The sequence below is a fragment of the Kitasatospora sp. NPDC005751 genome (assembly GCF_040630835.1).
Classification (GTDB): Bacteria; Actinomycetota; Actinomycetes; order Streptomycetales; family Streptomycetaceae; genus Kitasatospora.
Genome location: NZ_JBEXYC010000013.1, coordinates 146,410 through 171,163, shown reverse-complemented (window position 1 = coordinate 171,163; position 24,754 = coordinate 146,410). Strand labels below are relative to the sequence as shown.

Annotated in this window: 13 protein-coding genes; 4 read left to right on the top strand and 9 right to left on the bottom strand. The window is 75.5% G+C overall.

The window, feature by feature from the left end:
• Nucleotides 1-38: 38 nt before the first annotated feature.
• Nucleotides 39-1,058 carry an IS30 family transposase gene (locus tag ABZ497_RS15810; RefSeq protein WP_359805473.1) on the top strand — a complete coding sequence of 340 codons (1,020 nt, stop codon included), beginning with the start codon at nucleotides 39-41 and terminating at the stop codon, nucleotides 1,056-1,058.
• 77 nt (nucleotides 1,059-1,135) lie between these two features.
• Here the strand turns inward: ABZ497_RS15810 and ABZ497_RS15805 are convergent, their stop codons facing one another.
• The gene (locus tag ABZ497_RS15805) at nucleotides 1,136-3,265 is read right to left on the bottom strand and encodes a hypothetical protein (protein ID WP_359805462.1); all 2,130 of its coding nucleotides are present in this window, start codon (nucleotides 3,263-3,265) and stop codon (nucleotides 1,136-1,138) included.
• A gap of 206 nt (nucleotides 3,266-3,471) precedes the next feature.
• Complete coding sequence (locus ABZ497_RS15800; RefSeq protein WP_359805460.1) at nucleotides 3,472-5,037, bottom strand: lipase maturation factor family protein; 1,566 nt, start codon at nucleotides 5,035-5,037, stop codon at nucleotides 3,472-3,474.
• A 220-nt stretch (nucleotides 5,038-5,257) separates the two neighbouring features.
• On the opposite strand from ABZ497_RS15800, the gene ABZ497_RS15795 reads away from it, so the two are divergent.
• On the top strand, nucleotides 5,258-5,437 hold the full coding sequence (locus ABZ497_RS15795) for a hypothetical protein (protein ID WP_359805459.1): 180 nt from the start codon (nucleotides 5,258-5,260) through the stop codon (nucleotides 5,435-5,437).
• 86 nt (nucleotides 5,438-5,523) lie between these two features.
• Here ABZ497_RS15795 and ABZ497_RS15790 read toward each other — a convergent pair whose 3' ends face one another.
• A complete protein-coding gene (locus tag ABZ497_RS15790) occupies nucleotides 5,524-6,597 on the bottom strand; it encodes a GAF domain-containing protein (RefSeq protein WP_329490418.1) in 1,074 nt (357 codons plus the stop codon).
• Between the two features lie 408 nt (nucleotides 6,598-7,005).
• On the opposite strand from ABZ497_RS15790, the gene ABZ497_RS15785 reads away from it, so the two are divergent.
• Nucleotides 7,006-8,280 carry an acyl-CoA dehydrogenase family protein gene (locus ABZ497_RS15785; RefSeq protein WP_329492320.1) on the top strand — a complete coding sequence of 425 codons (1,275 nt, stop codon included), beginning with the start codon at nucleotides 7,006-7,008 and terminating at the stop codon, nucleotides 8,278-8,280.
• Nucleotides 8,281-8,708: 428 nt separating this feature from the next.
• Nucleotides 8,709-10,544 carry an ATP-binding protein gene (locus ABZ497_RS15780; RefSeq protein ID WP_359805457.1) on the top strand — a complete coding sequence of 612 codons (1,836 nt, stop codon included), beginning with the start codon at nucleotides 8,709-8,711 and terminating at the stop codon, nucleotides 10,542-10,544.
• A gap of 107 nt (nucleotides 10,545-10,651) precedes the next feature.
• Here the strand turns inward: ABZ497_RS15780 and ABZ497_RS15775 are convergent, their stop codons facing one another.
• From ABZ497_RS15775 to ABZ497_RS15750, 6 genes are all read right to left on the bottom strand, one after another.
• Complete coding sequence (locus ABZ497_RS15775; RefSeq protein WP_359805455.1) at nucleotides 10,652-11,128, bottom strand: MarR family transcriptional regulator; 477 nt, start codon at nucleotides 11,126-11,128, stop codon at nucleotides 10,652-10,654.
• Nucleotides 11,129-11,339: 211 nt separating this feature from the next.
• Complete coding sequence (locus ABZ497_RS15770) at nucleotides 11,340-13,427, bottom strand: hypothetical protein (RefSeq protein ID WP_359805454.1); 2,088 nt, start codon at nucleotides 13,425-13,427, stop codon at nucleotides 11,340-11,342.
• The gene (locus ABZ497_RS15765) at nucleotides 13,424-17,473 is read right to left on the bottom strand and encodes a DUF5682 family protein (RefSeq protein WP_359805452.1); all 4,050 of its coding nucleotides are present in this window, start codon (nucleotides 17,471-17,473) and stop codon (nucleotides 13,424-13,426) included. Before ABZ497_RS15765 ends, ABZ497_RS15770 begins: the two co-directional genes overlap by 4 nt.
• 4 nt (nucleotides 17,474-17,477) lie before the next feature.
• Nucleotides 17,478-18,632 (bottom strand): AAA family ATPase, encoded by a 1,155-nt coding sequence (locus ABZ497_RS15760; RefSeq protein WP_359805450.1) that lies wholly within the window; start codon nucleotides 18,630-18,632, stop codon nucleotides 17,478-17,480.
• A complete protein-coding gene (locus tag ABZ497_RS15755; RefSeq protein ID WP_359805448.1) occupies nucleotides 18,629-23,743 on the bottom strand; it encodes a hypothetical protein in 5,115 nt (1,704 codons plus the stop codon). The genes ABZ497_RS15760 and ABZ497_RS15755 overlap by 4 nt, the downstream gene beginning before the upstream one ends.
• Nucleotides 23,740-24,597, bottom strand: coding sequence for a DUF4132 domain-containing protein (locus tag ABZ497_RS15750; RefSeq protein WP_329490410.1), 858 nt, complete (start codon nucleotides 24,595-24,597; stop codon nucleotides 23,740-23,742). Before ABZ497_RS15750 ends, ABZ497_RS15755 begins: the two co-directional genes overlap by 4 nt.
• Between the last annotated feature and the right edge of the window lie 157 nt (nucleotides 24,598-24,754).

Below are 24,754 nucleotides of genomic sequence, written 5' to 3'. Positions count from 1 at the left end.
GGGCCGAGCAGCGGCAGAAGGCGGCACCACCGATTCGCATGGTGGTGCCGCCTTCTGGTGCATCGCGGTATCTGCGTGAGGACGAGCGGATCTACATCGCCGACCGGCTGCGAGAGAAGGCCACCGTGCGGGCCGTCTCCGCCGAGCTGGGCCGCAGCCCGTCCACCATCAGCCGGGAGATCCGCCGCAACCACACCGAGAGCGCCCGGGGCCAGTGGCACTACCGGCCGCACGCCGCCCAGGCCCGGGCGGACGCCCGGCGGCCCCGCCCCAAACCCCGCAAGATCACCGAGAACCCCGAGCTGAGGGCCGCCGTCCAGGCGATGCTGGACGAGCGCTGGAGCCCGGAACAGATCTGCCACGCTCTTCGACGACAGTTCCCCGACCGGCCGGAGACGCACGTGGTCCACGAAACCGTCTACCAGGCGATCTACGTCCAGGGCCGCGGCCAGCTCAGGCGCGAGCTCGCCGACGCCCTGCGCTCCGGCCGGACCCGCCGCAAGCCCCAGCGGCAGGCCAACTGCCGGCGCTCCCGGTTCACCGACCCGATGGTCATGATCAGCGAGCGTCCTGCCGAGGCCGAGGACCGAGCCGTCCCCGGTCACTGGGAAGGCGATCTCATCATCGGCAAGGACCACAAGTCCGCGATCGGCACCCTGGTCGAGCGCTCCACCCGCTTCGTGATGCTGCTGCACCTGCCCGGCGACCACACGGCCGAGACCGTCCGTGACGCCCTGGTGGCCACCGCGCGCAGACTCCCGGTCGAGCTGAAGCGTTCCCTGACCTGGGACCAGGGCAGCGAGATGGCCCGGCACGCCGACTTCACTCTCGCCACCGACGTGCCGGTCTACTTCTGCGACCCGGCCAGTCCCTGGCAACGCGGCTCGAACGAGAACACGAACGGCCTGCTGCGGCAGTACTTTCCCAAGGGCACCGACCTCTCGGTCCACACCCCCGAGCACCTGGCCGCCGTCGCCGACCAGCTCAACCGCCGCCCACGCAAGACGCTCGGCTGGGAAACCCCAGCCGAGCGTCTGGCTAAACTCCTCGCGGCCTAGACAACCGACCACGTGTTGCAACGACCGCTAGAAACCGCCCGTACCTCCCGCACCGGGCCCTTCGGCGTCGCTTCGGGTCAGCCGCGCGCGGCCGTCACGGCGGCGCCCAGCGCCTCCTTGATGCGCGGGCCGAGGCGGCCGAAGCCCAGCTCCTTCATCGCCGCCCGCAGCAGCTCCTCGTCGCTGCGGTCGACACCGTCACCGTCCACCCAGCGCACGACGGCGAGCAGCTCGTCGGCCGAGTAGGCGGTCACCGGACGCCCCGGCGTGAAGTCCGGCTTCCCGGGCCCGGCGGCGGGGGCGGCCTTGGGGGCCTTGGCAGCCTTGGGGGTCCTGGGGGCGGGCTCGGGCTTGACGGCCGGCTCCGCCTCGGCGAACCCGACCTCGGTGACCTCGGCAACCGGCTCCACAACCGCTTCGACCTCCGCAGCCTCCGGCTCGACGGCCTCGGCCTCGGCCTCGACGGCGGGCACACCCTGGGCAGCCGGCACGGCTTCGGTCTCGGGCTCGGTCTCCACGACGACCTCGGCAGCCTCGGCTACGGACTCGGCCGGAGCCGCCTCGGGCTCGACGACCTCCGGCGCAACGGCCTCGGCCTCAACCGCGGGCACAACCTCGGCAACCGACACGGCTTCGGTCTCGGTCTCCACGACCACGACGACCTCGGCGACCAGCTCGGCAACCTCGACCTCGGTAACCTCGGCAGTCGACTCGGTGACCTCCGGCTCGACCTCGGCAGTCGGCTCCACGACCTCGGCAACCTGCGCAGCCTCGGCTACGGACTCGGCCGGAGCCGCCTCGGGCTCGACAACCTCCGGCGCAACGGCCTCGGCCTCGGGCACAACCTCGGTCTCGGGCTCAACGACCTCGGCAACCTCGACCTCCGGCTCGGCCTCGGCCTGCGCCGGGACGGCCGGAGCCGCGTCCACCAGGTCGTCCGCCGCGGGCGAGGGCGCCGGGAGCGAGACGACGAGCGGCCGGGCCTCGACGGGCTCCTCGGCCGTGGGCTCGTCCGCTCCGGTCGCCGCCTCGGCCACGACCGGCTCGGCCTCCGCCTCGGTCGAGCTGTCGGCCGCCACCGGCTCGGCCTCGGTCTCGACAGCCGCCTCTTCAACGGCCGCCTCTTCGACAACCGCCTCTTCGACGACCGTCTCCTCAACGAGCGCCTCGGCGGCGCCCGCCTCCTCGGCGACCGGCTCCTCGGCGGCGAGCTCCTCGACGGGCGTCGCCTCCGTCACCGTCAGGCCGTCGCGCTGACCACCGGCCAGGGCCTGGCGGGCGCCGTAGGCGGCCTCGGCAGCGCGGCGGTCGGCGCCGGCGGCGGCGAGCTCGGCGAGCAGGTCGGCCAGACCGGCCTCTTCGAGCGAGGTCCGCAGGGAGCGGATGGTGGGGAGGCGGTAGAGCGTGCCCTCGTCCGCCGCCAGACGCTCCACCAGGTCGATGAGCTCGGGGAACGGCTGTGCTTCCAGGTCGTGCTCGGGCAGCAGCCGGCCCAGGTCGCGCAGCGCGGTACCGATCGCTTCGAAGGCCGCCGCGGTCCGCTCCGCCAGCGGGCCGTCGGCCGGCGGGACGGGCAGCGCGCCCGAGGGGGCGAGGACGGCCCAGGCCCGACGTTCGATCTTGGCCGAGGCGAGCGCCTCGTGCAGCTCCTCGGGGCGGACCTTGCGGCCGCCGGCGACCAGCGCGGCGGCCTGCTTGCGCAGCCCGCGCACGCGCAGGAACGACAGCTTGACGCCGTTCTCGCGACGCCAGGCGCGGTCGGCCGTGGCGGCGACGAGCGCGTCCAGGTCGGCGTCGTACGCGGCGCCGATCAGGGTCGCGGAGGTCTGGTGGACACGCTGGAGCGTCTCGGCGAACAGCGCCGCGACGGCGACGCTGCCGGGCACCTCGATCCTGGCGTCGGCGGCCAGGGCGGTGACGGCCTCCCAGGTCTGCTGGAGGTCGCTGCCACGGAGTTCGGCGAGTGCGGTGGAGGCGGCGCGGGCGTCCTCGGGGGTGGCGACGGTATCGACGGCGGCGTACCACGCGTGGGTCCCGGCGGTGAGGGTGAAGGCACCGAGCTCGGCGTAGCGGCCGAGCTCGTCCCGGAGGCCGGTCTCCACCGTGGCCGCCTGGCCGCGGTTCTGATCCGGGTCCGTGGCGTCCTTGGCGTCTGCGGCGGCCTTGGCGTCTGTGGCGTCGGCGTTGCGCGAGTGAAGCACTGTCATGTGAGGTCCGGTTCTGGGCGACTGCGGCGGGGCGGGCGGCGAGGGGGCGGCGGACCGGGTGCGCACGGAGGCCCCGGCGGGAGGGGCTGGGGGCGCGCGTTCGGGCCGCCGGTTGTGGAGGCCAAGAATACGGGTGCCCGTTCGAGCCTTGCACGCACCCACCGTCCGACGGGCCGGTGTGGCGTGCCACACCGCCCGCCCGGCCGCTACTCGGGAGGGCCGGGCGGGTGGTGCGGTGCGGGGCCGGGCGGGTGACCGGACCGCCGTCGCAGACCGTCCAGGGGTACCGAACGGCTCCGGCGGCCGAGCGGCGGCCGGTGACCGGAACGAGTGAGGGTGTCAAGGCTGACCGGCGCGAGGTACTCGTGCAGCGCGGTCCGGTGCCACCACGCGCCGGTGGACCGCAGTTCGTGCCAGTCGGTGAAGCGGTAGCGGTGGAGCGTCGCCCGGACGTGGGTCGGCGGGGCGTCCGGGAACGGATTGTGACGCAGGAGCCGCAGCGTGGCCGGGTCGTTCGTCAGCAATCGGGCGACGAACGGCAGGAACCAGGGCCGGGCGTACGCGGGCGAGATGGCGGCGAACCACATCAGCCAGTCCAGCCGCAGATGGTAGGGGGCGTACTGGCGCGGCAGGCGGCGCACGTCGCCGGGCTTGCCCTTGAAGCCGTACTCGCGCCAGACCGTCCGCCCGGTGACGGCGGCCTCGTCGGTGCCCTCGACCACCACCTCCAGGCGGATCCGGTTGACGCTGCCGAAGGCGCCGTAGGTGTTGACCAGATGAAGCCGGTTGAAGGATCGGTTCATCACCTGTTCACGGGAGACCATGTTCCGGACCGGCCAGTAGCTGAGCACCGCGACGGCGACGGTCAGCGCGATCACCAGGCCCTCGAACCAGCCGGGGGTACCGCCGTAGGAGCGAGTCCGGAAGGACAGCCCGAAGCGGGCGGGGTCCACGGCGGCGAGGGCGAGGGTGATGGTGAGCCAGTTCAGCCAGGCGAAGTTGCCCGAGGCCACCAGCCAGAGCTGGGTCACCACGACGATCACGGCCGCGTAGCCGGCGACCGGCTGCGGGAGGAGCAGGCCGACCGGTACCAGGAGCTGGGTGACGTGGTTGGCGGCGACCTCGGCCCGGTGCAGCGGCCCGGGCAGGTGGTGGAAGAACCAGCTGAGCGGTCCCGGCATCGGCTGGGTCTCGTGGTGGTAGCGCAGACAGGTCAGGTCGCGCCAGCAGCTGTCGCCGCGCAGTTTGATCAGCCCGGCGCCGAACTCGACCCGGAACGCCAGCCAGCGCAGCAGCCAGAGCACCGGGAGCGGCGGGGCGACGTCCTGGTTGCCCAGGAAGACGGCGAGGAAGCCGGCCTCCAGCAGCAGGGACTCCCAGCCGAAGGAGTACCAGGTCTGGCCGACGTTGACGATCGACAGGTAGAGCAGCCAGAGCACCGCCCACAGCAGCATCGACGCCCAGAGCGGGACGGCGTCGCCCAGTCCGGCGACCAGGCCCGCCGAGAGCACGGCGCCCGTGCCGGCGACGGCGGCGAAGAAGCGGTCGCTGTAGTGGAGGTGGAAGAGGCTCGGCGCGCGGCGGAACGGTACCCGGGCGGTGAAGGCGGGCACCGGAAGCATGCCCTCGGCGCCGATCAGGGCTCGGAACTGCGCGGCGGCGGCCACGAATCCGGTCAGGTAGACGGCGGCCAGCAGCCGTTGCACGAGGACCCGGCTCGGCCCGTACTCGGGTGCGGCGAACCAGTCGGCGAACCACTCCATGCGGCCCATGCCTACCATCGGTGGCCGTGCCGCGGGCGCCCGTCCGGGGGACGGGGCGTCCGGTTCACCCGCGCGGCGGCCGGGCGGCTCGCAACGAGCGGCGGCAGCGCTGCGGCGGTGCTGCGGCGGACGGCGGAGGCCGCGACTACGGCGGCGGGCTCCCGGCGGTCACCGTGGTGGGGCGCCTCTCCTCGGGGGTGAGAGGCGCCCCGGCACGGTGGCGGGGCCGGTGGGTACGGGATCCGTCCTGGACGTGGCGCCGGTCCTGGACGTGGCGCCGGTCCTGGACGTGGCGCCGGTCCTGGACGTGGCGCCGGTCGTGGTAGGGACGGCGGCGGTGGCCGGTCCGGCGGCTGCGACGGCGGCGGTCGTGTCGGCGGCACCGGTGGTGGTGGTGCCGGCGGCGTAAGTCGTGGCGGTGGTCGTGGTCGTGGCGGGGGTCGTGGCAGGGGCCGTGTTCATCGTGGTGGGGGACGGGTGCGGTGGCGTCCGGGGTCAGCCCGGGAGCACCAGCCCGGTCTCCCCGCCGCCGATGCCCGGCCGACCGGTGGCGCCACCACCGCTCTGCTGGAGCCGGTCGACCAGCAGCGCGGCCAGCGTGCCCAGCTCCTCCTCGGTGCGGGACTGCGCGGTGACGTCCATGCCGACCACGAGCACACCGTTCACCTGGCCGGTCCGCGCGGCCCGCTGCGGGGTGCAGGTGAAGCTGAAGATCTGGTGGATCCGCTGGGCGTCCGGCCGGGTGGACTGGAAACGGACGTCGTTCAGGACGGCGGTCCGACCGGTGTGGTACGCCTCGGCCACCGTCTGCTCCAGCCCCGCGGCGGCCAGCTGCGGGTAGGCCTGCCCGATCGAGCCGTGGGCCACCGGCGCACCGAAGGCCTCGGCGTGCCCGGGGTTGACGTAGCGGAGCTCCTGCTCGGGCCCGCGGGTCAGCATGATCGGGAACGGCGAACCGTCGAAGGCGGCGAACATCTCCTGCTGCTGGGCGATCAGGTTGTCGCGCAGCCGGATCTCGGAGAGCAGCGCCTCGGCGAGGTGCTGGATGTCGCGCAGCCGCTCGCGCCCCCACTGGCGGGGTTCACGGTCGAGGACGCAGACGGTGCCGATGACGGTGTCGGTGTCGTCGACCAGCGGGGCGCCGAGGTAGGCGCGCACCCCCAGCTCGTCGACGACCGGGTTCCCGGCGAACCGGGGGTAGGCGAGGACGTCGTCGAGCGCCAGCGGGGAGCGCTGGGCGACGACGTGCGGGCAGAAACCGTGGCTCAGCGGCATCTCCCGGCTCGGGAGGTCGAAGACGATCCCCCGGTCGGCCCAGGAGCAGCCGGTGTCGCCCGGGGCGGCGGAGTTTGGCGGAATGAAGAGCCCCCGGAACATCTGCCGCTCGTCGTTGATGAAGTTGACCATGGCGATGGGGGCGCGGGTGAGGCTGGCGGCCAGGTGGGCGAAGCGGTCGAAGGCCTCGTCCACGGTGGGTTCGTTGAGACCCAGGATGCGCAGCCGGCGGGTCCGCTCGGACTCGCCGGCGGCACCCGGGAACTGGCCTTGAGTGCTCATCACATCAGTCATGGCGCACATGTAATCAGACCATCGGCGCGATGGACGCTCTCGGCCCACCCGACCGCCACGACTGACGGGCGATCAAACCCGCACGTGGACGACCCTCCAGCAGGGCCGAAAAGCGGGAATGATCATTCCCCCGCCGCGGCGGCTTTCAATCCTCCTCCGACTTCGGGCGATCCGTTTCGCGCCATTCCAAGATCGACTATGGAGAGGGCCGGATCGCCATACGACAATGAGCCCTGCCGAAAACAGGGACGGGTTTCCGCCAGGATCCCGCCCCGCACATCCGCGCGTACCGGCTGCACCAGGGCAACCGGCCGCCACCTCATCACCCCCACCCTTGGGCGGCCGGAGCGGTTCGGCTGCACGGACGGAGGCACCACCACCCCGGAATCGAGAGGACCCAGCATGGCGATGGACTACTTCACCGACGAACGGCACGAGAGCCTCCGCGCGGAGGTACGTGAGTTCGCGGAGAAGGAGGTGCGCCCGCAGGTGGCCAGAATGGAGGCCGACCGGACGGTCGAGGTCGAACTCTCCCGCGAGATCGCCCAGCGCGGCTGGATCGGCGCGACCATTCCGCGGACCTTCGGCGGGCTCGGTCTCGGCCACCTCGCCAAGACGGTCATCGTCGAGGAGCTGGCCCGGGTCAGCGGCGCGATGGGCGCGATGGCGCAGGCCTCGCAGCTCGGCGTCGCCAAGGTGATCCACTTCGGCTCCGACACCCAGCGCCGCTACTGGCTGCCGCGGTTCGCCTCCGGCGAGGTGCTGCCGACGATCGCCGTCACCGAACCCGAATCGGGCGGCCACGTGCTCGGCATGACCGGCACGGCGCGGCGCGAGGGTGACGAGTACGTCCTCAACGGCCGCAAGTGGTTCGTCGGCAACTCCCACATCGGCGACGTGCACGGCGTGGTGCTCCGCACCGGCGAGGGCAGCCGGGGCCTCTCCGCCTTCCTGGTGGAGAGCGACCGCCCGGGCTTTCGCACCGGCAGCCCCGGCTCGCAGAGCGGCCTGCACGGCTTCAGCTTCGGCGAGATCGTCTTCGAGGACTGCCGCGTCCCCGCCGCCAACCGGCTGGGCGAGGAGAGCCAGGGCCTGGACATCGCCTACTCCTCCTCGACCCTGTACGGACGACTGAACCTGGCCGCCGTCGCACTCGGCATCCACCGGGCGATCGTGGAGGACACCGTGCGGTTCGCCGAGGGGCGGGTGCTCTACGGGAAGCCGCTCTCCCAGCTGCCGAACATAGCGCTCAAGCTGGGCGAGATGCAGTCCCGCCTGATGACCGCCAAGCTGGCCGCCTACCACGCCTCGCACCAGTTGGACCACGGCCGGCCCTGCGACGCCGAGTTGATGAACGCCAAGCTGATCAACACCGAGTACGTGCTGGACTCGGCGCGGAACGCGATGGAGATCCACGCCGCCCGGGGCCTGCAGGCCGAGTTCCACATCGAGCGCTACCTGCGGGACGCCACCCACATCTACCCGCCCGCCGGCACCTCCGACGTCCAGCGGCTGCGGCTCGGCCAGGTGGCCTCGGGCACGTACGGCAAGCAGTGGTCGGCGGAGCTGTCCGACCTCACGAGCTGGGCCTGGACCGAACTGGCCCAGCGGGAGGCCCGACTGGAAGCCGAGGCCGCCCGCCCGGCCGGCGCCGCCCTGCTGCACATGCCGCTCGCCGGCTGAAGCCCTCACCCCCACACGGAGGCATCCGCGCCACCCGGAACCGGCCCACGCCCGGCTTCCGGCCCACCTTCGGACTTCCCGTACTTGACCTGTTCCTGACGGCTTTCCGGAGACCTCCCCTCAGGCTCCCGGGAAGTCGTCGACGGCCAGGACCACCGCGCTGACCTGCGGAGATCCACCGAAAAGCGGCCGATCGACCGATGTAAAGACGCGTCACCATCCGCTTACATATCGTCAGTTGATGTTGCGACAGGGCCTCCCGGGGCTGATAGCGTGCCCGAAGTCGGCGGCCGTGCTGCACCCGCTCGGACGGTGGTACCACGCCACCTCGTCCGGCCCCCTCCGGGCCCGCCGGCCGTGGCGGCTCCGAGACCCCGGCCGGACCGCACACGGGCAGACCCGCCGTTGGCCCTGCACCAAGGAATCAGATGCCAGGCATATCGGCCCCGCGCACGGGCCACCGCGCCGGCCGGTCCGGCTCGCTCCGCCGCTCTCTCCTCGCCCTCGTGCTGGTCCCCTGTCTCGGCCTCGCCGCCACCTGGGGCTACGCCCTCTCCCTGCTGCGCGGCACCGGCCACCGGACCGCCCTGGCGGTCGTCAGCGCGGCCGTCGCCGTCGTGCTGCTCTGGAGCCTGACCCGCGGCATCCGGCTGGCCCGGTCGGTGTCCGCCCGGGTGCGCGACCTGCGGGCCGACACCCTCTCGATCGCCCGGCACGAGATCCCCCAGGTGGTCGGGCGGCTCCGGGCCGGCGAATCCGTCCCGCCACCGCCCGCCTGGATCCCCGCCCGGCGCCTCGGTGACGAACTCCACCAGACCGCCGAGGGGCTCTCCGCCGTCCGCACCGCCGCGCTCACCGCCATCGTGCACCAGGCCCAGGGGCGGGAGGGCACCAAGAAAGTCTTCCTCAACATCGCCCGCCGCACCCAGATCCTGCTCCACCGCCAGATCAGCATGCTGGACGCGCTGGAGCGCGAGCACGAGGACCCCGGGCTGCTGCGCGAGCTGTTCGCGGTCGACCACCTCGCCACCCGGATGCGGCGCAACGCCGAGAACCTGGTCATCCTCGGCGGCGCGCTGCCCGCCCGGCGCTGGCGCAACGCCGTCCCGGTCGTCAACGTGCTGCGCAGCGCCGTCTCGGAGACGGAGAACTACTCCCGGGTGGTCGTGCAGGGCATCCCGCGCGTCGCGCTCGGCGGCCAGGCCGTCGCCGACGTCATCCATCTGATCGCCGAGCTGATCGAGAACGGCACCACCTTCTCCCCGCCCTACACCAAGGTGCAGGTCTCCGCACAGGAAGTCCCCCGGGGGCTGGCCGTCGAGGTCGAGGACCGCGGTCTCGGGATGTGCCGGGACGAGTACGAGCAGCTCAACGCCTACCTGGCCGACCCGCCCGAGCTGGACGTCTCCGCGCTCGGGGACGACCTGCGGCTCGGCCTCTTCGTGGTGGCCAGGCTGGCCTCCCGGCACCACATCCAGGTCACCCTGCGGTCCTCCCCCTTCGGGGGGACGCGGGCCGTGGTGCTGCTGCCGTCGGCGCTGCTGGAGCGGATGGAACAGACCCCGTCCGTGGCCGGCCTGCCGCCCGGCGCCCGGGTGACCCGGCCGCCGGTGGTGGCGGCGGCCGACCGGAGCGGGGACGGCGGGAACGCGGACGGCGGGAACGGGGACGGCGGGAACGCGGACGGCGGGAACGGGGACGGCGGGTCGGGCGAGGAGCCGGAGGCCCCGGCGGAGCTGACCGCGGGCGCTCCCCCGGCGGCCGGCTCGCCGATCCCCGGGCTGCCCGACGCGGTGGTCGTCCCCCGGGCCTCGTCGTGGCAGCCGTCGGCGCCGCAGGCCCCGTCGCCTTCGCAGGCGTCGCCGGCCTCACCGTCGCGGGCTTCGTCGCCCTGGCAGGACGACGACCCGTTCGGCGCGGCCTCGGGCGGGGGTGCGGACGCCGGTGTTCCGGAGGGCGCTCCTCCGGAGGGTGCCCGCCCGAACGACGCGCCTTCGGACGGCGCCCCTTCCGACCGCGCCCCTTCGGACGGCGGCGCGGTAGCCGGGGAGGCGGCCGCCGGACCGCGGTACGCGAACCCTCGGGACGCCCTGTGGGACGGCGTGGTGGAGAGCCACCCGGCCGACCCCGCCACGCGTACGCGCGAGGGCGTCCAGGAGGTCCCGTCGGACCACGGACTCGAAGGGCACCCCCGCGTCCCGCCCGTCCTCCCCCGGCGGGTCCGCAAGACCGGCCCCGCGCAACAGAGGCCGGACGAGGTGTGACCCGTCCCGGCCACCGCTCCAGCGGCGGCCGGGACGGGTTCTCGGCCGCGCGCCGGGGCCGGTGTCGGTACCGGCTTCGGCGCCGACGTCGGCCGTACCGGTCGGGGTCAGACGGCAGCCGGGGCGGTGGCCGCCGCCGGGGTGAGCTTGAGTTCCTCCAGGGCCCGCACCAACGGGGCCAGCTCCGGCGCGTCGGTGGCCTTGGCGAGCGTCGCCTCCAGGGTGGCGTCGTGCACCGGCCGGGCGGCTTCGAGCAGTTGGCGGCCCTGGGGGGTCAGCTCGGTGTAGATGCCGCGCCGATCGTCCACGCAGAGGAAGCGGCTGAGCAGGCCGCGGTCCTCCAGTCGGGTCACCAGGCGCGTGGTCGCGCTGCTGCTCAGGGCCGCGGCCCGGGCCAGCTGCTGCATCCGCATGTGCCAGCCGTCCTGCCGCGAGAGCGCGTCCAGCACCGTGTACTCGACCACCGAGAGCTGGTGCTCGCTCTGGAGCGCCTTCTCCAGCGCGGCGTCGATGAGGCCGTGCAGAGCGGCGAGCGTACGCCAGCCGCAGGCGCGGATCTCGGCAGCATCGTCGTGGATACCCATGGCTCGCCCTTCGCTTTCCCTGTTCCGGTCCGGCCCCCGGCCCGAGCTCGTGCACGAACCCGGGCTCGAACCCGGACCGGACCCGTGGCCCGGTCGGCCCACCGGCCGGTCACTTGCCCGGCCCCGGTCGACGGTAGTACGACCGGTCGAACGTCTTCCCGCCCCCCAGTATGCCATTCGACGCGCTTTACCTGCCTGTGCAAATACTTTCTTATGACCCGGCCTTGACCGGATCCTGCCCTTGCCAGCCACCCGCGCAGAGCGCCGAGGCCAACTCCTCGCTGTAGCAGGCCGCCGCCAGCCAGGCGGAGGTGAACGCGGCATGGTCGTCCGCCACCACCCTGCCGAACACGTCGCGGGGCTGGTCCGCCGCCGCCGCGCGGAGCGCGTCGAGCAGGGCCGCCCCCGTGGCCAGACCGGCCGCGCGCAGCGCCGACCGGCCGGTGTCCGCCGCCCCAGCGCCGAGCGCGAGCCCCTGCCGCCCGCCGGTCACCGCCTGCTCCACCCGGCGCACCAGCAGATGGACCGGAGCCGCGGGCCCGACCGGTCCGGCCGCACTGCTCTGGACCTCGACGGGGGCGGAGGTGCTGGACGCGGCGCCGAGGGTGAGATCGGCGGTCTGCAACCGCTCCAGGCCCAGATTGACCCGCGCCGCCCGATCGGCGGGCAGCGCGAGGGCCGGCTCCCCCGGCTCGGGTCCGGCCGGTGGCGTACCCACCGCGAGCAGCCGCAGCTCCGGGTGCTCGGCCCGCTCCAGCCGGCCGATCACCCGCAGCCGCAGGCCCGGCGCGGTGGCGAGCAATGCCAGGTTGCCCCGGAACGCCAGCCCGGGGTGGTCGTGCGCCGCGCGCAGCGCGACCACCAGCCCGCCGCAGTCGGCCAGCAGCTCGGGCACGCCGCCCGACCCGTGCGGGGCGGCGCCGAGCAGCGTGACGTCCAGGAACAGCAGGTCGCTCCCGGCCGGCCGGCCCTCGTACGGCAGCGCCGCCGCTGCCAGGGCCCGCTCCACCTGGACGGCCGGGGGCTCCGTCCAGAGCCCGGCGACCGGGTCCGCCGTCCACGCCACTCCCCCGGCCCGCACCGCTCGAACCGAACTGCCCGCGCCGAGCCGACCGTTGGCGGACCGCGTCGCCCCCTGGACGGCCAGCCCCGCCCGGCTGAACTCGCGGTGGCTGAGCAGGGCGTCACCCAACCGGACCGCCCGGTTCCCCGCACCGACCGCCTGCGGGGCGGCCGTCGTCGGGTCGGCGTGCGGCATCACCTCGGCGACGGTGCTCAGCACGCCGGTGGCATCCACCGCCCAGGTGAGCACGCCCGCATGGGTGGCGGTCAGGACCGGTTCGGCGAACAGCCCGTACAACCGCAGCCCGCCCGCCTCCCCGTAGACCTGACGGGCGGTGCCGCGCAGGGCGGCGAGATCGCGGTGCCCCGTACCCGGGGCCGCGGTTCGCGCACGGGTCAGGGCCGTGGCCACGGTCGGGGGCAGGGTCGGGGACAAGGTCGTGGTCAGGGCCGGGGCCAAGGTCGTGGTCAGGGCCGTGGTCAGGTCGAGCAGCTCCCGCAGGCCGGCGACCAGGAGCGCGAGCCGGTGGTCCGGCTCGCCCGAGCGGGCGGCCCGGAGCCGGCTCACCACCGCGACCGCTGCCGCGGCCGGCCGGTGGAACCCGTTCAGCCGCGCCCGGTGGGCCGCCCGCAGCAGCTCCGCCTGGAGCACGGCGCCGGCTCCGCCCACCCCGGCCGCCAGCACGGCCGCGGCGGCGCGGTGCAGGTGGTGGACGGCGGCCTGCTCGGCCGCCGTGAGCGAACCGCCGGAGGCGTCGTCGGGAGCGGCATCGGGAGCGGTGCGGGGGCCGCCGGGCGTGCCGCCGACCGGGTCCGGTTCGGTGCCCGACCCCGAGCCCGGCTCCGAGCCCGACCCCGAGCCCGGCTCCGGGCCCGACTCCGAGGCCGGTTCCGGTTCGGTGTCCGGGCCCGGTTCGTTGTCCGCGTCGGCGATCCGGCAGACCGTGACCGCCGCCGCCCGGTGCACGCAGGCCGGCGCCAGCAGGCAGCCGCAGCGCACATCGGCCTGCCCCCGGACCACCCCGCCCGGCGCGTGCAGGACGAGGGAGGTCTCCTCGTCCACCTCGATCCGCCACTCGTCGCCGTCCCGGCGCACCGGGCGCTCCGCCAGCTTGGCGGCCGCACCGTCCAGCCGCTTCTGCAGGCGGGCCGACAGCCCCGCCACCACTTCGGCGACCACCTCCGGCCGGACGGCCGGCCAGGCCCCGCCGGACGGCACGCTCTGCTGCTCTGTCATCGGACCTTCTCCCCCACCCAGCGGGCCAGTTCGAGCGGGCTCAGCGCCGCCACCGGCATTCCGGCCGCGACCAGCTGGCTCGCGACCGCCTTCGAGTAACGCGCCGTCCCGGTGTCGTCGAGCGCGGCGCAGCCGAGCACGTGACAGCCGGAGTCGACCAGCGCGCGGGTCTGCGTCAGCAGCCCGCCGATCGGTCCGCCCTCCTCGAAGTCGCTGATCACCGCGACCAGCGTCCGGGACGGCACGGTCACCAGCTCGCGTGCGTACTTCAGCCCGGTGGCGATGTGGGTGCCGCCGCCGATCCGGACCTCCAGGAGCAGGCCGAGCGGGTCCTCCACCCGCTCGGTCAGGTCGACGACCTCGGTGGAGAAGGCGACGAAGTGGGTGCTCAGCGAGGGCACCCCGGCCAGGATCGAGGCGGTCAGCGCCGCCCAGACCGTGGACGCCTCCATCGACCCGGACACGTCCACCACCAGGATCAGCCGCCAGTCGGCCGCCAGTCGGGCCCTGGTCCGGAAGACCGGCCGTTCCGGGACGATCACCGTGCCCGCCTCCGGATCCCCCGGCCGGGCCGGGCGCGCGGTGGCGAGGTTCGCCCGGATCGTCCGGTGGAGGTCGAGCCCGCCGCCGGGCCGGCGGCTCGGCCGCGGCACGCTGATCCCGGTGAGCGCCGGTCGGAGCCTGGTCGCCAGCTCCCGGGTGAGCTCGGACACCAGGCGCCGCACCAGTGGACGCAGCCCCGCGATCCGCGCCTCCGGCAGGCCACCGGCGTGCTCCAGCACGGTCCGGAGCAGGTCGACGGAGGGGCGGACGGCACCCGGGTCGATCGCGTCCAGCGCGTCGGCCCGGCCCTGCCCCACGGCGGCGGCGAGCACCTCTTCGCGGATGCCCGGCCCGAACAGCGCGGTCAGCTCCTCGGACCACTCGCGCACGCCCGGGTACGGGGCCTCACGGCCGCCCCGGTTGCCGCCCGCCCCGCCCCGACCGTCCAGCCCGGGCCCGGACCCCTCCCCGTGCCCGGTGCCGTACAGCTCGTCGAGCGCGGTCGCGAGCCTGGCCGCACGCCCCCCGAGGCCTCCGCCCCCCGGCCGCCCGAGCAACAGCCGCCACCGCTCGGCCGGCGCGAGCCCCTGCCCGGCGGACGCGGGAGCGGGGATGTGCGCAGCGGGCCCCGGAGCCGGCCCGGCATCCGTTCCCGGGCCGTGGAAGGGCTGGACGGCCTGCCCGGGGGCGGGGTGTCCGTCGTCGGCGGCCACGGCGAGGTGAGCCGTCCGGCCGGGATGGTCGGCTGGCGCGAGCCGCCCGGGTGTCGGCTCGGCCGCCGGGCCACCGGCCGTCGCGGGAACATCGCCGGCGGACCCGCCGACGAGCTCGTCCGCCGGCCGGTCGGAGCGCCCGGGTGCGGCCAGCGGTCCGGTAGTCGGCTCGGCCATCGGGGCGGTGGATCGCTCCGGGAGCAGCCCGCGTCGTTCCAGGGCGGCCCGGGCGGCGAGGTCCGCGCGGGCCCAGGCGGCGAGCAGCGCCGGCGGAACAGCGTCCGGCAGGGTCTGCAGACGGCTGCCCAGCCGCTCCTCGACCAGTGCCAGCAACCGGTCCCGGGCGGCCGGGGCGAGGGTGTCGAAGCCACCGCGCAGTGCGGGCAGCCGGTCCAGGAACGCCGTGTCGGACAGGGCGGTGACCCGCTCCAGCACCGGTTCGAGCGCCTCGGGCGCGGTGGAGAAGAGCCCCTCCGCCGCCGTCAGCAGACCGACCAGCGATCGGCCGAGGGCATGACGAGTCCCGGTGTCGGTGGCTCCGTCGACCCAGGAGGCCGCGCGGCCGCCGAACGCGCTCGGGCCGTCCTGCCCGAGCAGGACCCGCACGGCCCCGGCCGCTCCCCGGACCAACGGGCTCCCGCCGTCGGCGAGTTCGGTCAGCGTGTGGGCGAGCCGCACGCCGCCGGACAGGTCGGCCCGGCGGGCCAGCTCCACCAGGGCCCGGGCATCGGCGGGGTCGTCGGACCCGCCCAGCCCCTCCAGTTGGCGCACCGCCGCGTCGGTCAGCAGCTCCGCGGCCGAAGCGAGCGCGACGGCCCGGCCGCCGGGCTCGATCGGCCCGGCCCGCTCCCCGGGCGGCGCGGCCGGCTCCGTCCGGTCCGCGGTCCCCGGTGCGGAGGAGTCCCGCCGCGCCTCGGGGGCGAGGCCCGGGACGTGACCGGCGGCGAGGCGGTCCAGCAGGGCCAGTGCGTCCAGGAGTTCGGGGAGCGTCCCGCTCTGCGGGAGGACGGCGGTGAGCTGGGCGAGGCGGGTGTCGGCGAGCGCCGGCAGTCCGCAGGCGGCGGCGTCGGCGAGGCCCTGGACCACCTCGCGGGCGGTCGGGCCGTCGGCCTGCTGCTCGCGGCGCAGCCGCTCCCGCAGCGCCCCCTCGGCCGCCTGGGCCGGGGTGACGCCACGGGTGCCGGCGACCGTCAGCATCGCGGCGACGGTCGGGCTCCACTGCACGCGCCAGCGGGCGCCGAGGGTCTCGGTGCCGCCCGCGCCCACCCCGGCCACCGGTTCGCCGTAGGGGACGCCGCAGGCGGTGAGGCGGTGCAGGAGCAGGTCGCGGCGGCGGTCGAGGGCCGAGCGCAGGGGGTCCAGCCGGAGTTCCCGCGGGGCGGTCTCGGCGGAGTCGCCCGGCCCGGGGAGGCCGAGTTCGGTGAAGGCCGCTTCGACGGCGGGTGCCAGGCCGCTGCGCGGGGCGCCGGGCGCGGCCCGGCCGGTCCGGGTGCCCACCAGGACGCGCTCCAGCGCGCGGGCGACGGCCCGGCCGCGGCCGAGCGGCTCCCCCTGGGCGAGGACGGTCTGCACGGCTTCGACCAGTTCGCCCCGGCCGGGGGCGGCCAGCCCGCGCAGCCGGGCGAGGTCCCCGGCGAGCCGGACGATCTCGCGGGCGTCGGCTGGACCCGACGGGTGGTCCTGGGTGCGCAGGGCCTGGCAGATCCGCACCGCGGTGCCGGTCAGGGCGTCGGCGAGCCGCTCCGGATCGCCGCCCGCGTCGAGCACCGTGTGCTGCCACTCGGGGTCTCGGATGCCTGCCGGATACCCGGACCGGGCGTCGAGCAGGGGGTAGGTGTAGGGGATCAGCGAGACGACGTGGCCGCCGTTCTCCGCGTGGCCGCCGTTCTCCGCGTGGCCGCCGTTCTCCGCGTGGCCGCCGTTCTCCGCGTGGCCGTCGTCCCCGCCGCCGTCGGGGTCGGGCCCGGCGGCCGCCGCGTCGTCGAGCAGCGCGGGCGCGTGGAACGCCCCGATGACGGCGGCGACCCGGCGCCCGTCGGCCCCGGCGGCCCGGATCCGCGCACGCATCCAGGCCTCGCGTCGCAAATCGTACGGATCGACCCCGGCGCCGTCCGCCGCGTCGCGGCGCATCGCCCAGCCGACCAGCAGCGCGGCGCGGCGGACGGCCTCCGGGGTGGACCCGGGGGCGGCGGTCTCGACCAGGCGGTCCCAGAGGTCATCGTCGTCGTCCCGCCCGGTGAGCCGGTGCCGCAGCGCGGCGGCGACGCCGGGGCGGCCGTCGTGTGCGGTGCCCCCGCTCGCGCGGCGGGCCTCGGCCCGCCGGGCGAGCGGCAGGTCGCAGGTGAGGGCCGGGACGCCGTTGCGACGGGCCCACCGCAGCGCGGCCAGCTCCGGGGAGAAGTCCGCGAACGGGTAGAAGGCGAGCCCGGCGGGCCCCTCGCCCGGACCGTCCCCGGAGCCGTCCGGGGCGGCCGCGAGGGCGACCGGCGCCCGGGTGGACTCGTCGGCCAGCCAGTCCAGCCAGGGCTGGAACTCGGTGGGCAGCTCGACCAGGACCACCTCGGGCCGGGCCGCGTCGAGCAGCGCGGGCACCACCGCGCTGAGCGAGGGGGCGTGGTGCCGCACCCCGATCAGGAACGGCCCCGGACGGCCTGCCCCCGAGGCGGCCAATCGCGCCGCCTCCGCCTCGACCACCCCGCGCGGGTCGTCGTGGTCCCCGGGCGTGCCGGGGCCGCGAGGGCCCGCTCCTCCGGCTCCGGAGAGTCCGGTCACCGCGCTGCTCGTCGTCATCGCCTCACGCCTCCAGGGCCGAACGCAGGTCCCAGAGCATCCGCCAGGTGGCCGCGCCCTGTTCGGCACGGCGCCGGACCGGGCCGTCCCAGTAGCCGAGCAGCCGGGCGGCGTCGGCCGGGTCGTCCTTGCGGACGACGCCGATCAGCTGCCCCGGCAGCCGGCCGAGGAGGTCTCCGCCGTCGGGCAGATAGGCGGCGCAGACGCCCAGCGCGGTGGCCACCGAGACGGCCTCGGCGGTGCTCATCACGGTGGACGGGCGCTCGACGTCCCAGCCCTCGGTGGAGCGGCCGGTGCGCAAGTCCCTGAAGGCGGTGACGAGTGCCTCCAGCACGGCGTCGTCCACCGCGTACGCGGCACCGGCCCGGGCGACCGCGGCGGTGGACTGCCGGCGGACCAGCTCGACCTCCGCCGCGAGGCTGCCGATCGGGCCGACCGTCTCGAAGTTGAACCGCCGCTTGAGGGCGGCGGACATCTCGCTGACGCCCTTGTCCCGCAGGTTCGCGGTGGCGATCAGGGTGAAGCCGGCCGCGGCGTGCAGCTGGCCGTCCGGGCTGCCCGCCAACTCGGGGACCGCGATGCGCCGTTCGGAGAGCAGCGAGACCAGGGCGTCCTGCACCTCGGGCAGGCAGCGGGTGACCTCCTCGACCCGGGCGACGGCTCCGGTGGTCATCGCGGTGAGCACCGGCGAGGGCACCAGGGCGTCCCGGCTGGGGCCCTTGGCCAGCAGCAGGGCGTAGTTCCACCCGTACTTCAGCTGGTCCTCGGTGGTACCGGCGGTGCCCTGGACGGTGAGCGCGCTGGTGCCGCAGACCGCGGCGGCGAGCAGTTCGGAGAGCATCGACTTCGCGGTACCCGGTTCGCCGACGAGCAGCAGACCGCGCTCCCCGGCGAGGGTGACCACGCAGCGCTCGACCAGCGCCCGCTCGCCGACGAACTTCTGCTCCACGGCCAGACTCTTCCGCCCGGCCTTGAGCTTCTCGCCGCCGCTGCCCATCACGAAGGTGACCACGGCGCGCGGGGTGAGCCGCCAGCCGGGCGGGCGCGGGCCGGTGTCGTGGGCCGCCAGGAACTCCAGTTCGGCGGCGTACCTCTCCTCGGGCGGGACGATCTGCCGAGCCGTCGGATCGGCGGACTGGTCCTTCGGGGCGGTGGTCATCGGCGGGCCTTCCTGCGCTTGCCGGTACGGAGCTCTTCGTATCCGGGGACGTCCCCGTCGCCGATCCGCTGCCAGGCCCGGGCGAACAGCTCCGGGACGGACAGCCGCGGCAGGACGGCGTGGTGGGTGGGCAGTTCGTACAGGCCGGCCTTCCAGGTCTCCGTCGGGAGGCCGGGGGCCTTGGCCTCCTGCCAGCCGCCGGGCAGGAAGAGGCCGCGGCCGGCCCGGGCCCGCTTGGCCTCCAGCACCAGGTCGGTGGCGGCGAGTTCGGCCCGGGCCCGCTTCAGCCGGGCGGGCTTCCAGCCCGTCCAGCGCGCGACGTTGCGGTCGGTCGGGTCGGGCAGCGCGAGCAGTTGGAGGTAGAGCGCGGCGGCGTCCGCGCCGAGGCCGTGGGCGGCGGCCACCTCGGCGACCAGCGGGCCGACGCTGAGCTGCGGGTTCTGCGCCCAGCGGGCCTCCTCCCCGGCACCGGTCGGCGCCGGGTCGGGGGTGAGCTCCGGCGGGGCCACCAGACGCTCCAGCTCGCCGTCCAGGATGGCCGCCAGGGCGGGGCGCTGACTGGTGAACCAGTAGCCGTCGACGAGCCCGGCCAGCAGCTCCAGCACCGGATCGTCCCCGCCGGTGAGCCCGGCCGGGCGCAGCCAGACCTGCTCGTCCTCGGTGCGGCCGGGGGCGAGCACGAGGGCCTCCCCACAGCGGACCAGACCGTCGGCGTCGGCCCCGCCCTCGGCCGGCAGCCCGAAGCGGGTGCGCAGCACCGGCGACAGCTTCTCGCCCTTGGCGGTGCGGTGCAGGTCGTAGTTCAGCAGCAGCTCCGGGTCGGCCAGCCGGGCCCGCAGCGCCGCGGCGGCCTGCGGCAGCAGCGGGCGCAGCGGGCTGTCGGCGGGCAGGTGGTAGGCGAGCCAGCGCAGGGCGTCGACGGACCCGCCCAGACCGGTGTCGCCGGGCAGGGCGTGCGGGTCGTCGGCGACCAGCTGGACCGGCCCGCCGTCCTGGGTGGCCCGCACCCGGTAGCCGGTGGTGCGGTTGAGCCAGGGCGTCCGGGTCGGGTTGAGGACCTCTTCGATGTGGTTGATCCCGGCACCGTTGACGGTGGCCTGGGCCTCCTCGGGCAGGGTGACGAGCCGTCCGAACCGCTCCGTCCACCGCTCGGCTCCGGCCGCGGTGTCGGGGCCGTCCGTCCAGAGCGCCTTCGGGTCGGCGGGCAGGAGCGCCGTCCAGACGGCGCGGAGGCCGGCCCGGTCGCGACCGCGCAGCCAGTCCCGGGCGGCCTTGGCCTCGGCCGACTTGAGACCGTACTCCTTGAGCCGGTCGGCGGGGAGCACGTTGCCGTACCACCCGAACAGGGTGTTGGTGGGGCTGAGCAGCAGGGCGGCCCGGGTGGCGCCGATGCCGGTCGCCGCACCGAAGGCGGCGGCCTGCCCGGCCTCCCGGACGAACCCGCCGTGCAGGGCGAGCAGGGCGGTGAACCGCGCCGTCCAGTCGGCGGTGACGACCTCCTCGGTGTTGCGCTCCCCGGCGGTGCCGAAGTGGGCGACCGGCCCGAAGGCGCCGCTCGGGTCGTGGTCGACGGCGAGCCAGTTCACCCGGTCCTCGCGGTGGTGGCGGCAGCCGAGGACGACGACCGTCCGCTCCCCGTGCCGGAACACCTGGCCGGCCCGGGACGGGTGCTTGCGGCTGGTGCCGTCCGGGTCGACGAAGTCGGCGAGCGGCTCGGTCAGCACCACCTCGCGCAGGGTGGCGCCGCGGTCGGCGAGCAGGCCGCGGGTGAGCTCGGTCAGCAGCAGGGCGAGCGCCGACCGCTCGGCCGCGCCGGTGAGCGGGGCGGCCGCGGCATAGGCGAGGGTGCCGAGGTGACCGAGGAGGCTCAGCCAGCCGTGGTGGTTGTCGTCCCCCTCCAGCTCGACCCGGAGCGGGGCGGACCAGCCCTCGGTACCGGGCGCCACGGCCGGTGGCCCGGTGAGGACGCCGAGGACGGTGCGCAGGTTGCCGAGCACCCGCCAGTGGTCCCCGTGCTCCCAGGAGCGGCCGAAGCCCGAGGTGTCGGGCAGCAGGATCTCCACCGCCTCGCGCAGGTCCTGGTCACGCCCATGCTCGGGCCGGTAGGCGGCGCCCGCCCGGGCGGTGCCGGGCTCGGGGCGGGCCTCGGCCTCGGCCTCGGACTGCGGGACGAACCGGGCGGCGAGGTCGAGCAGTTCGGCGGCGGACCGGGCGAGGCCGGCGACGCCGGCCCGCAGCAGCGGGTGGCCGACGCCGGGCAGCACGGCGCCGACGGCCTCGACCGGCACGGACTGCCGGGCGGCCTTGCCCACCGCCAGCGGGCGCCGCACGCCCTGGACGGTGAGCCAGCGCTGCTCGGCCTCCGCGGGCGGTTCGGCGTCCGTCGGCCAGGCGGCGTCGATCAGCCGGGCGGCCTGCTCGTCGGTCAGACCGCGCAGGACCAGCGAGCCCGCCTCGTCGCGCGGCCGCAGGGCGTGCCAGTGGGCGAGCGGGGGGACGAACGCGGTACCGGCGGCCGCCAGACCACCGGGCCGGCAGGTCTGCAGGTCGGTGCTGGTGTCGGCGCCGCTGCCGTCGGCGTCCGGCAGGGCGAGGCCGAGATCGCCGCCGCGCTCCTCGACGACCAGCGGGTGGGCGTCACCGGGCAGGCCGAGCCGCCCGAGCGGGAACCGATCGGCGCGCCGGCCCTTTCCGGCCAGGGCGAGGGTGGTGCCGTCGGCGGTGCCGGTGGTGACCTTGGCCCCGTCGACCCGGACCCAGCTGCCGAGCACGACGCCGTCGGTGCCGAGCGGGGTGGCCTCCAGACCGGGCTGCATCGGCAGCAGCGACGTGCGGTCGAGGTCGAGCCGGCCGGCCGCCGCGGTGGCGGCGATCCTGGGCGGTTCGGCGGCGCGGCCCAGCGCGCCGGTGGCCGCGTCCAGTTCGGTGAGGACGTCACCGGACCGGCTCGGGCGGACCGTCCAGTGACCGGTGCCGTCGCCGATCACCCGCGCCTCGGCGGGCATCCGGGTGTCACCGACGTGCAGCGGGCGCTCGCCGGTGGTCCGGCCCCCGCCGGACAGCGGGATCGACGGGATCTCCGGGTCGTCCTGGCCGCCGTAGTAGCGGACGATGGTCTCCCCGCCCAGTTCGAAGGTCTCGGTGGGGCGGCCGGACCAGTAGGCGTACTGCTTGTTCTCCCGGTACCAGGCGACCAGCAGCTCGCCGTCGACGAAGCGCAGCCGGGGCCGCTGCCAGCGCTCCAGTTTGTCGGGGATGCGCAGGGTGTGCTCCAGCAGGATGCCCTGCGGACCGACCACCACGACGCGGTTCCCGAGCTCCAGGACCAGCTGCGGCCAGGCCTCCTCGACGCAGAGGCCGTCGGGCAGTTCCCTGCCCTCGGGGCCGCCCGGTGCCTCGCCCGCCTCGATGCCGAGCCGGACGAGTGCCTCCTCCAGCGCGGGCCAGCCGAGCTCGTCGAGGATGCCGGTGCGCAGCGTGCGGGCGAGCAGTCCGGTGACGTCGAGGCCGGCGATCCGCTCGGCGGCGGCCGGGTTCTCGGTGCGGATCGCGCCGCGGCTGCTCCGCAGGTCCTTCAGCAGTTCGGCGGCGCTCGCCAGGCCGCGCGCGGCCAGGAGTTCGTCGGCCCGGGCGTCGGACCACTCGACGAACAGCTCGCGCAGCACCGGGAGGGCGGCCAGCTGCTTGTGCGCGGCGGCCGTCCAGCTGTTGGGCACGCCGGAGCGCAGCAGGGCGCGGAACCGCGGGTCGGCGGCCACCGCGGCGAGGGTGCGGCCGCCGGGCCCGGACTCGCGCACCCAGTCGCCGAGGCCGAGGCTCTGCCCGTCGGCCGGGTCGGCGACCGGGACGCCCTCGGCGAGCAGCAGGTCGAGCAGCTCGATCTGGTGGGGGCTGCGCCGCGTCCCGGTGAAGAGGTCGACCGGGATGCCGTCGGCTCGCAGCCGCCCGGTCATCCGGGCGGCCAGCGCGACGGTCTCGGCGTTGAGCCCGTTGGTGCGCCAGCCCCGGCCGATGTGGCCCACCCAGCGCTGCAGCCAGACGGCGGCGGCCGGGGTGGTCCCGGCCCGGCCCGCCGCGCCGCCGGCGGGCAGGCCGGTCAGCAGCTGCTCGGCGCCGCTCTCGGCGAGCACGGCGAGCCAGGAGGCGTCCTGGGCGCTCTGGTCGGAGACCCCGGCCGGGTCGGGCATGATCTCCAGCAGCCGGGCGCGGACGCCCTCGTCACGCCGGGCCAGCTCGATGACGGCGCCGTGCCAGGACTTCCAGAAGGCGCCGGGCGCGCGGTTGACGGCGGGGGAGGCGAGCAGCTCGGCGAGCAGGGCCTGCTCGTGCTCGGTGCGGTCGAGCCCGGCGGCCCGGATCAGGGCGCGGGCGTCCTCGGCGATCCCCGCGTAGGGGGCCATGCCGGCGGCCGAGCGCTCGGTGCAGAGCTGGCGGAAGCGCTGCCAGGCGGTCAGCGGGTCGAGCCGGCCGCTCAGCTCCTTCACGTACTGGCGCAGCGCCTTGACGGTGAGCGCGCCGGCCAGCGCGAACTCCAGGAAGACGGCGCGCAGCCGCTCCTCGTCCACGGCGAGGCTGTGGGTGCGCTCGGCCTCGCGGGCCTTGCCGAAGAAGGTGCCGGCGTAGGTCTGGTTGCCCTGTTCGACGAAGATCCTGCCGACCTCCTCGCAGTAGGTCGGCAGGAAGTGCGGCACCGCGCGGCCGAGGCGCACGGCGAGCTCGTCGAAGCCGTCCTTGGCGTGGCCGGGCTTGGACTTCGCCTGCCGGGCGAGCCGCTCCATCTCCTTGACCAGGGCGAGCGCGTGGTGGCCGTTCGCCGGGTCGTGGACCAGCGCCCAGGCGGGGAAGCCCAGCGCCTCCTGGCGGACCTGGCCGACCTCGGCCGGCTCCGCCGCCGGCTTCAGGCCGAGGAAGTCGACCGCCAAGTCCTCGGCGGGCCCGAGCGCGCCCGGGACGAGCCGGACGATCCGGCGCCCGTCGAGCGCCGGGTGGGCGTAGCTGCGGGCGGTGAGGACGTCGGCGGCACTGTCGGGCTGCCCGGCGCCGGGCAGCGTGCCCGCCGGGAGGACCGCTCCGGCATCCAGCAGGCGCTCGTGCAGTTCGGTGGTGCTCATGCGGGCTCCTCCCCTTCGATCGTGCGGCCGGCGTACAGCGCGGCGGCCATCCGCATGCCCTCGGACCAGGCGACCGGCCCGACCTCGGCCGCCGGCAGGATCGTGCCGTCCGGGCCGGCCCAGCTGAGCGCGCCGGTCTCGCACTCGTCGTACTCGTAGTAGTCCCCGACCCAGACGCGGGCCTCCAGCGCGCGGCCGCCCTCGACCACGGGCAGCACGGCGTAGCCGCCGCGCACCCGGTAGCCGAGCCGGGCGCAGCGGCCGAGCAGGTCGCGCAGGGCGTTGTAGCGGCCGCCGGCGTAGCTGGTGACCTCGGTACCGGACGCGGCCTCCGCCGGGCGGTGCCAGACCTCCCGGTACAGCTGCTGCACTTGCTGGGAGACTCCGAGCTCGACGGCGAACTCGCGCAGCTCGTCCAAGTCCTCCAGGAGGACGGGGTGGGGTATCAGGATCTCGCCGTCGGTGAGGCGCACGGTGTCCCCGTCGAGGTCGACGAGCCCGAGGCCGCGTTCGGCGTCGGCGCCGCGCAGGAACCCGGCGACCTCGCCGTCCGCGCCCGTCACCACCAGGTCGCGCAGGACCTCCTGCCAGGCCTCGTCCGGCCAGACCGCGACCAGGACCGCGGCGGGGACGGGCAGCGAGCGGACCATCCACCGCTCGACGTCCTCCAGGCAGCCGCGCCGGTGCGCGGCGAGCCACTCGGTGAGCTGCTTGAGCCCGGTGACCACCGGATCGTCGTTCAGCTTCGACGGAAGGGACTTCAACGGGCGGCCGGCCGCGTTGCGGCACACCACCCTGCCCTCCGCGTCGAGCGCGACTTGATAGCCGCCCGTCCCCGCTTCCACCCACGTCACGGCCGCTCTCCTCCCAGCTGCTGGTCTGCGATGGGAGGAACGTAACGGGACACACTGACAACGCGGCCGCCGGGGGGCCGCTCCTGCGGACCAGCCGCTTCAAACCCATCGAACGAGTGAACGATCAGCGGGGACGACGACGCGGCCGCCACCCCGG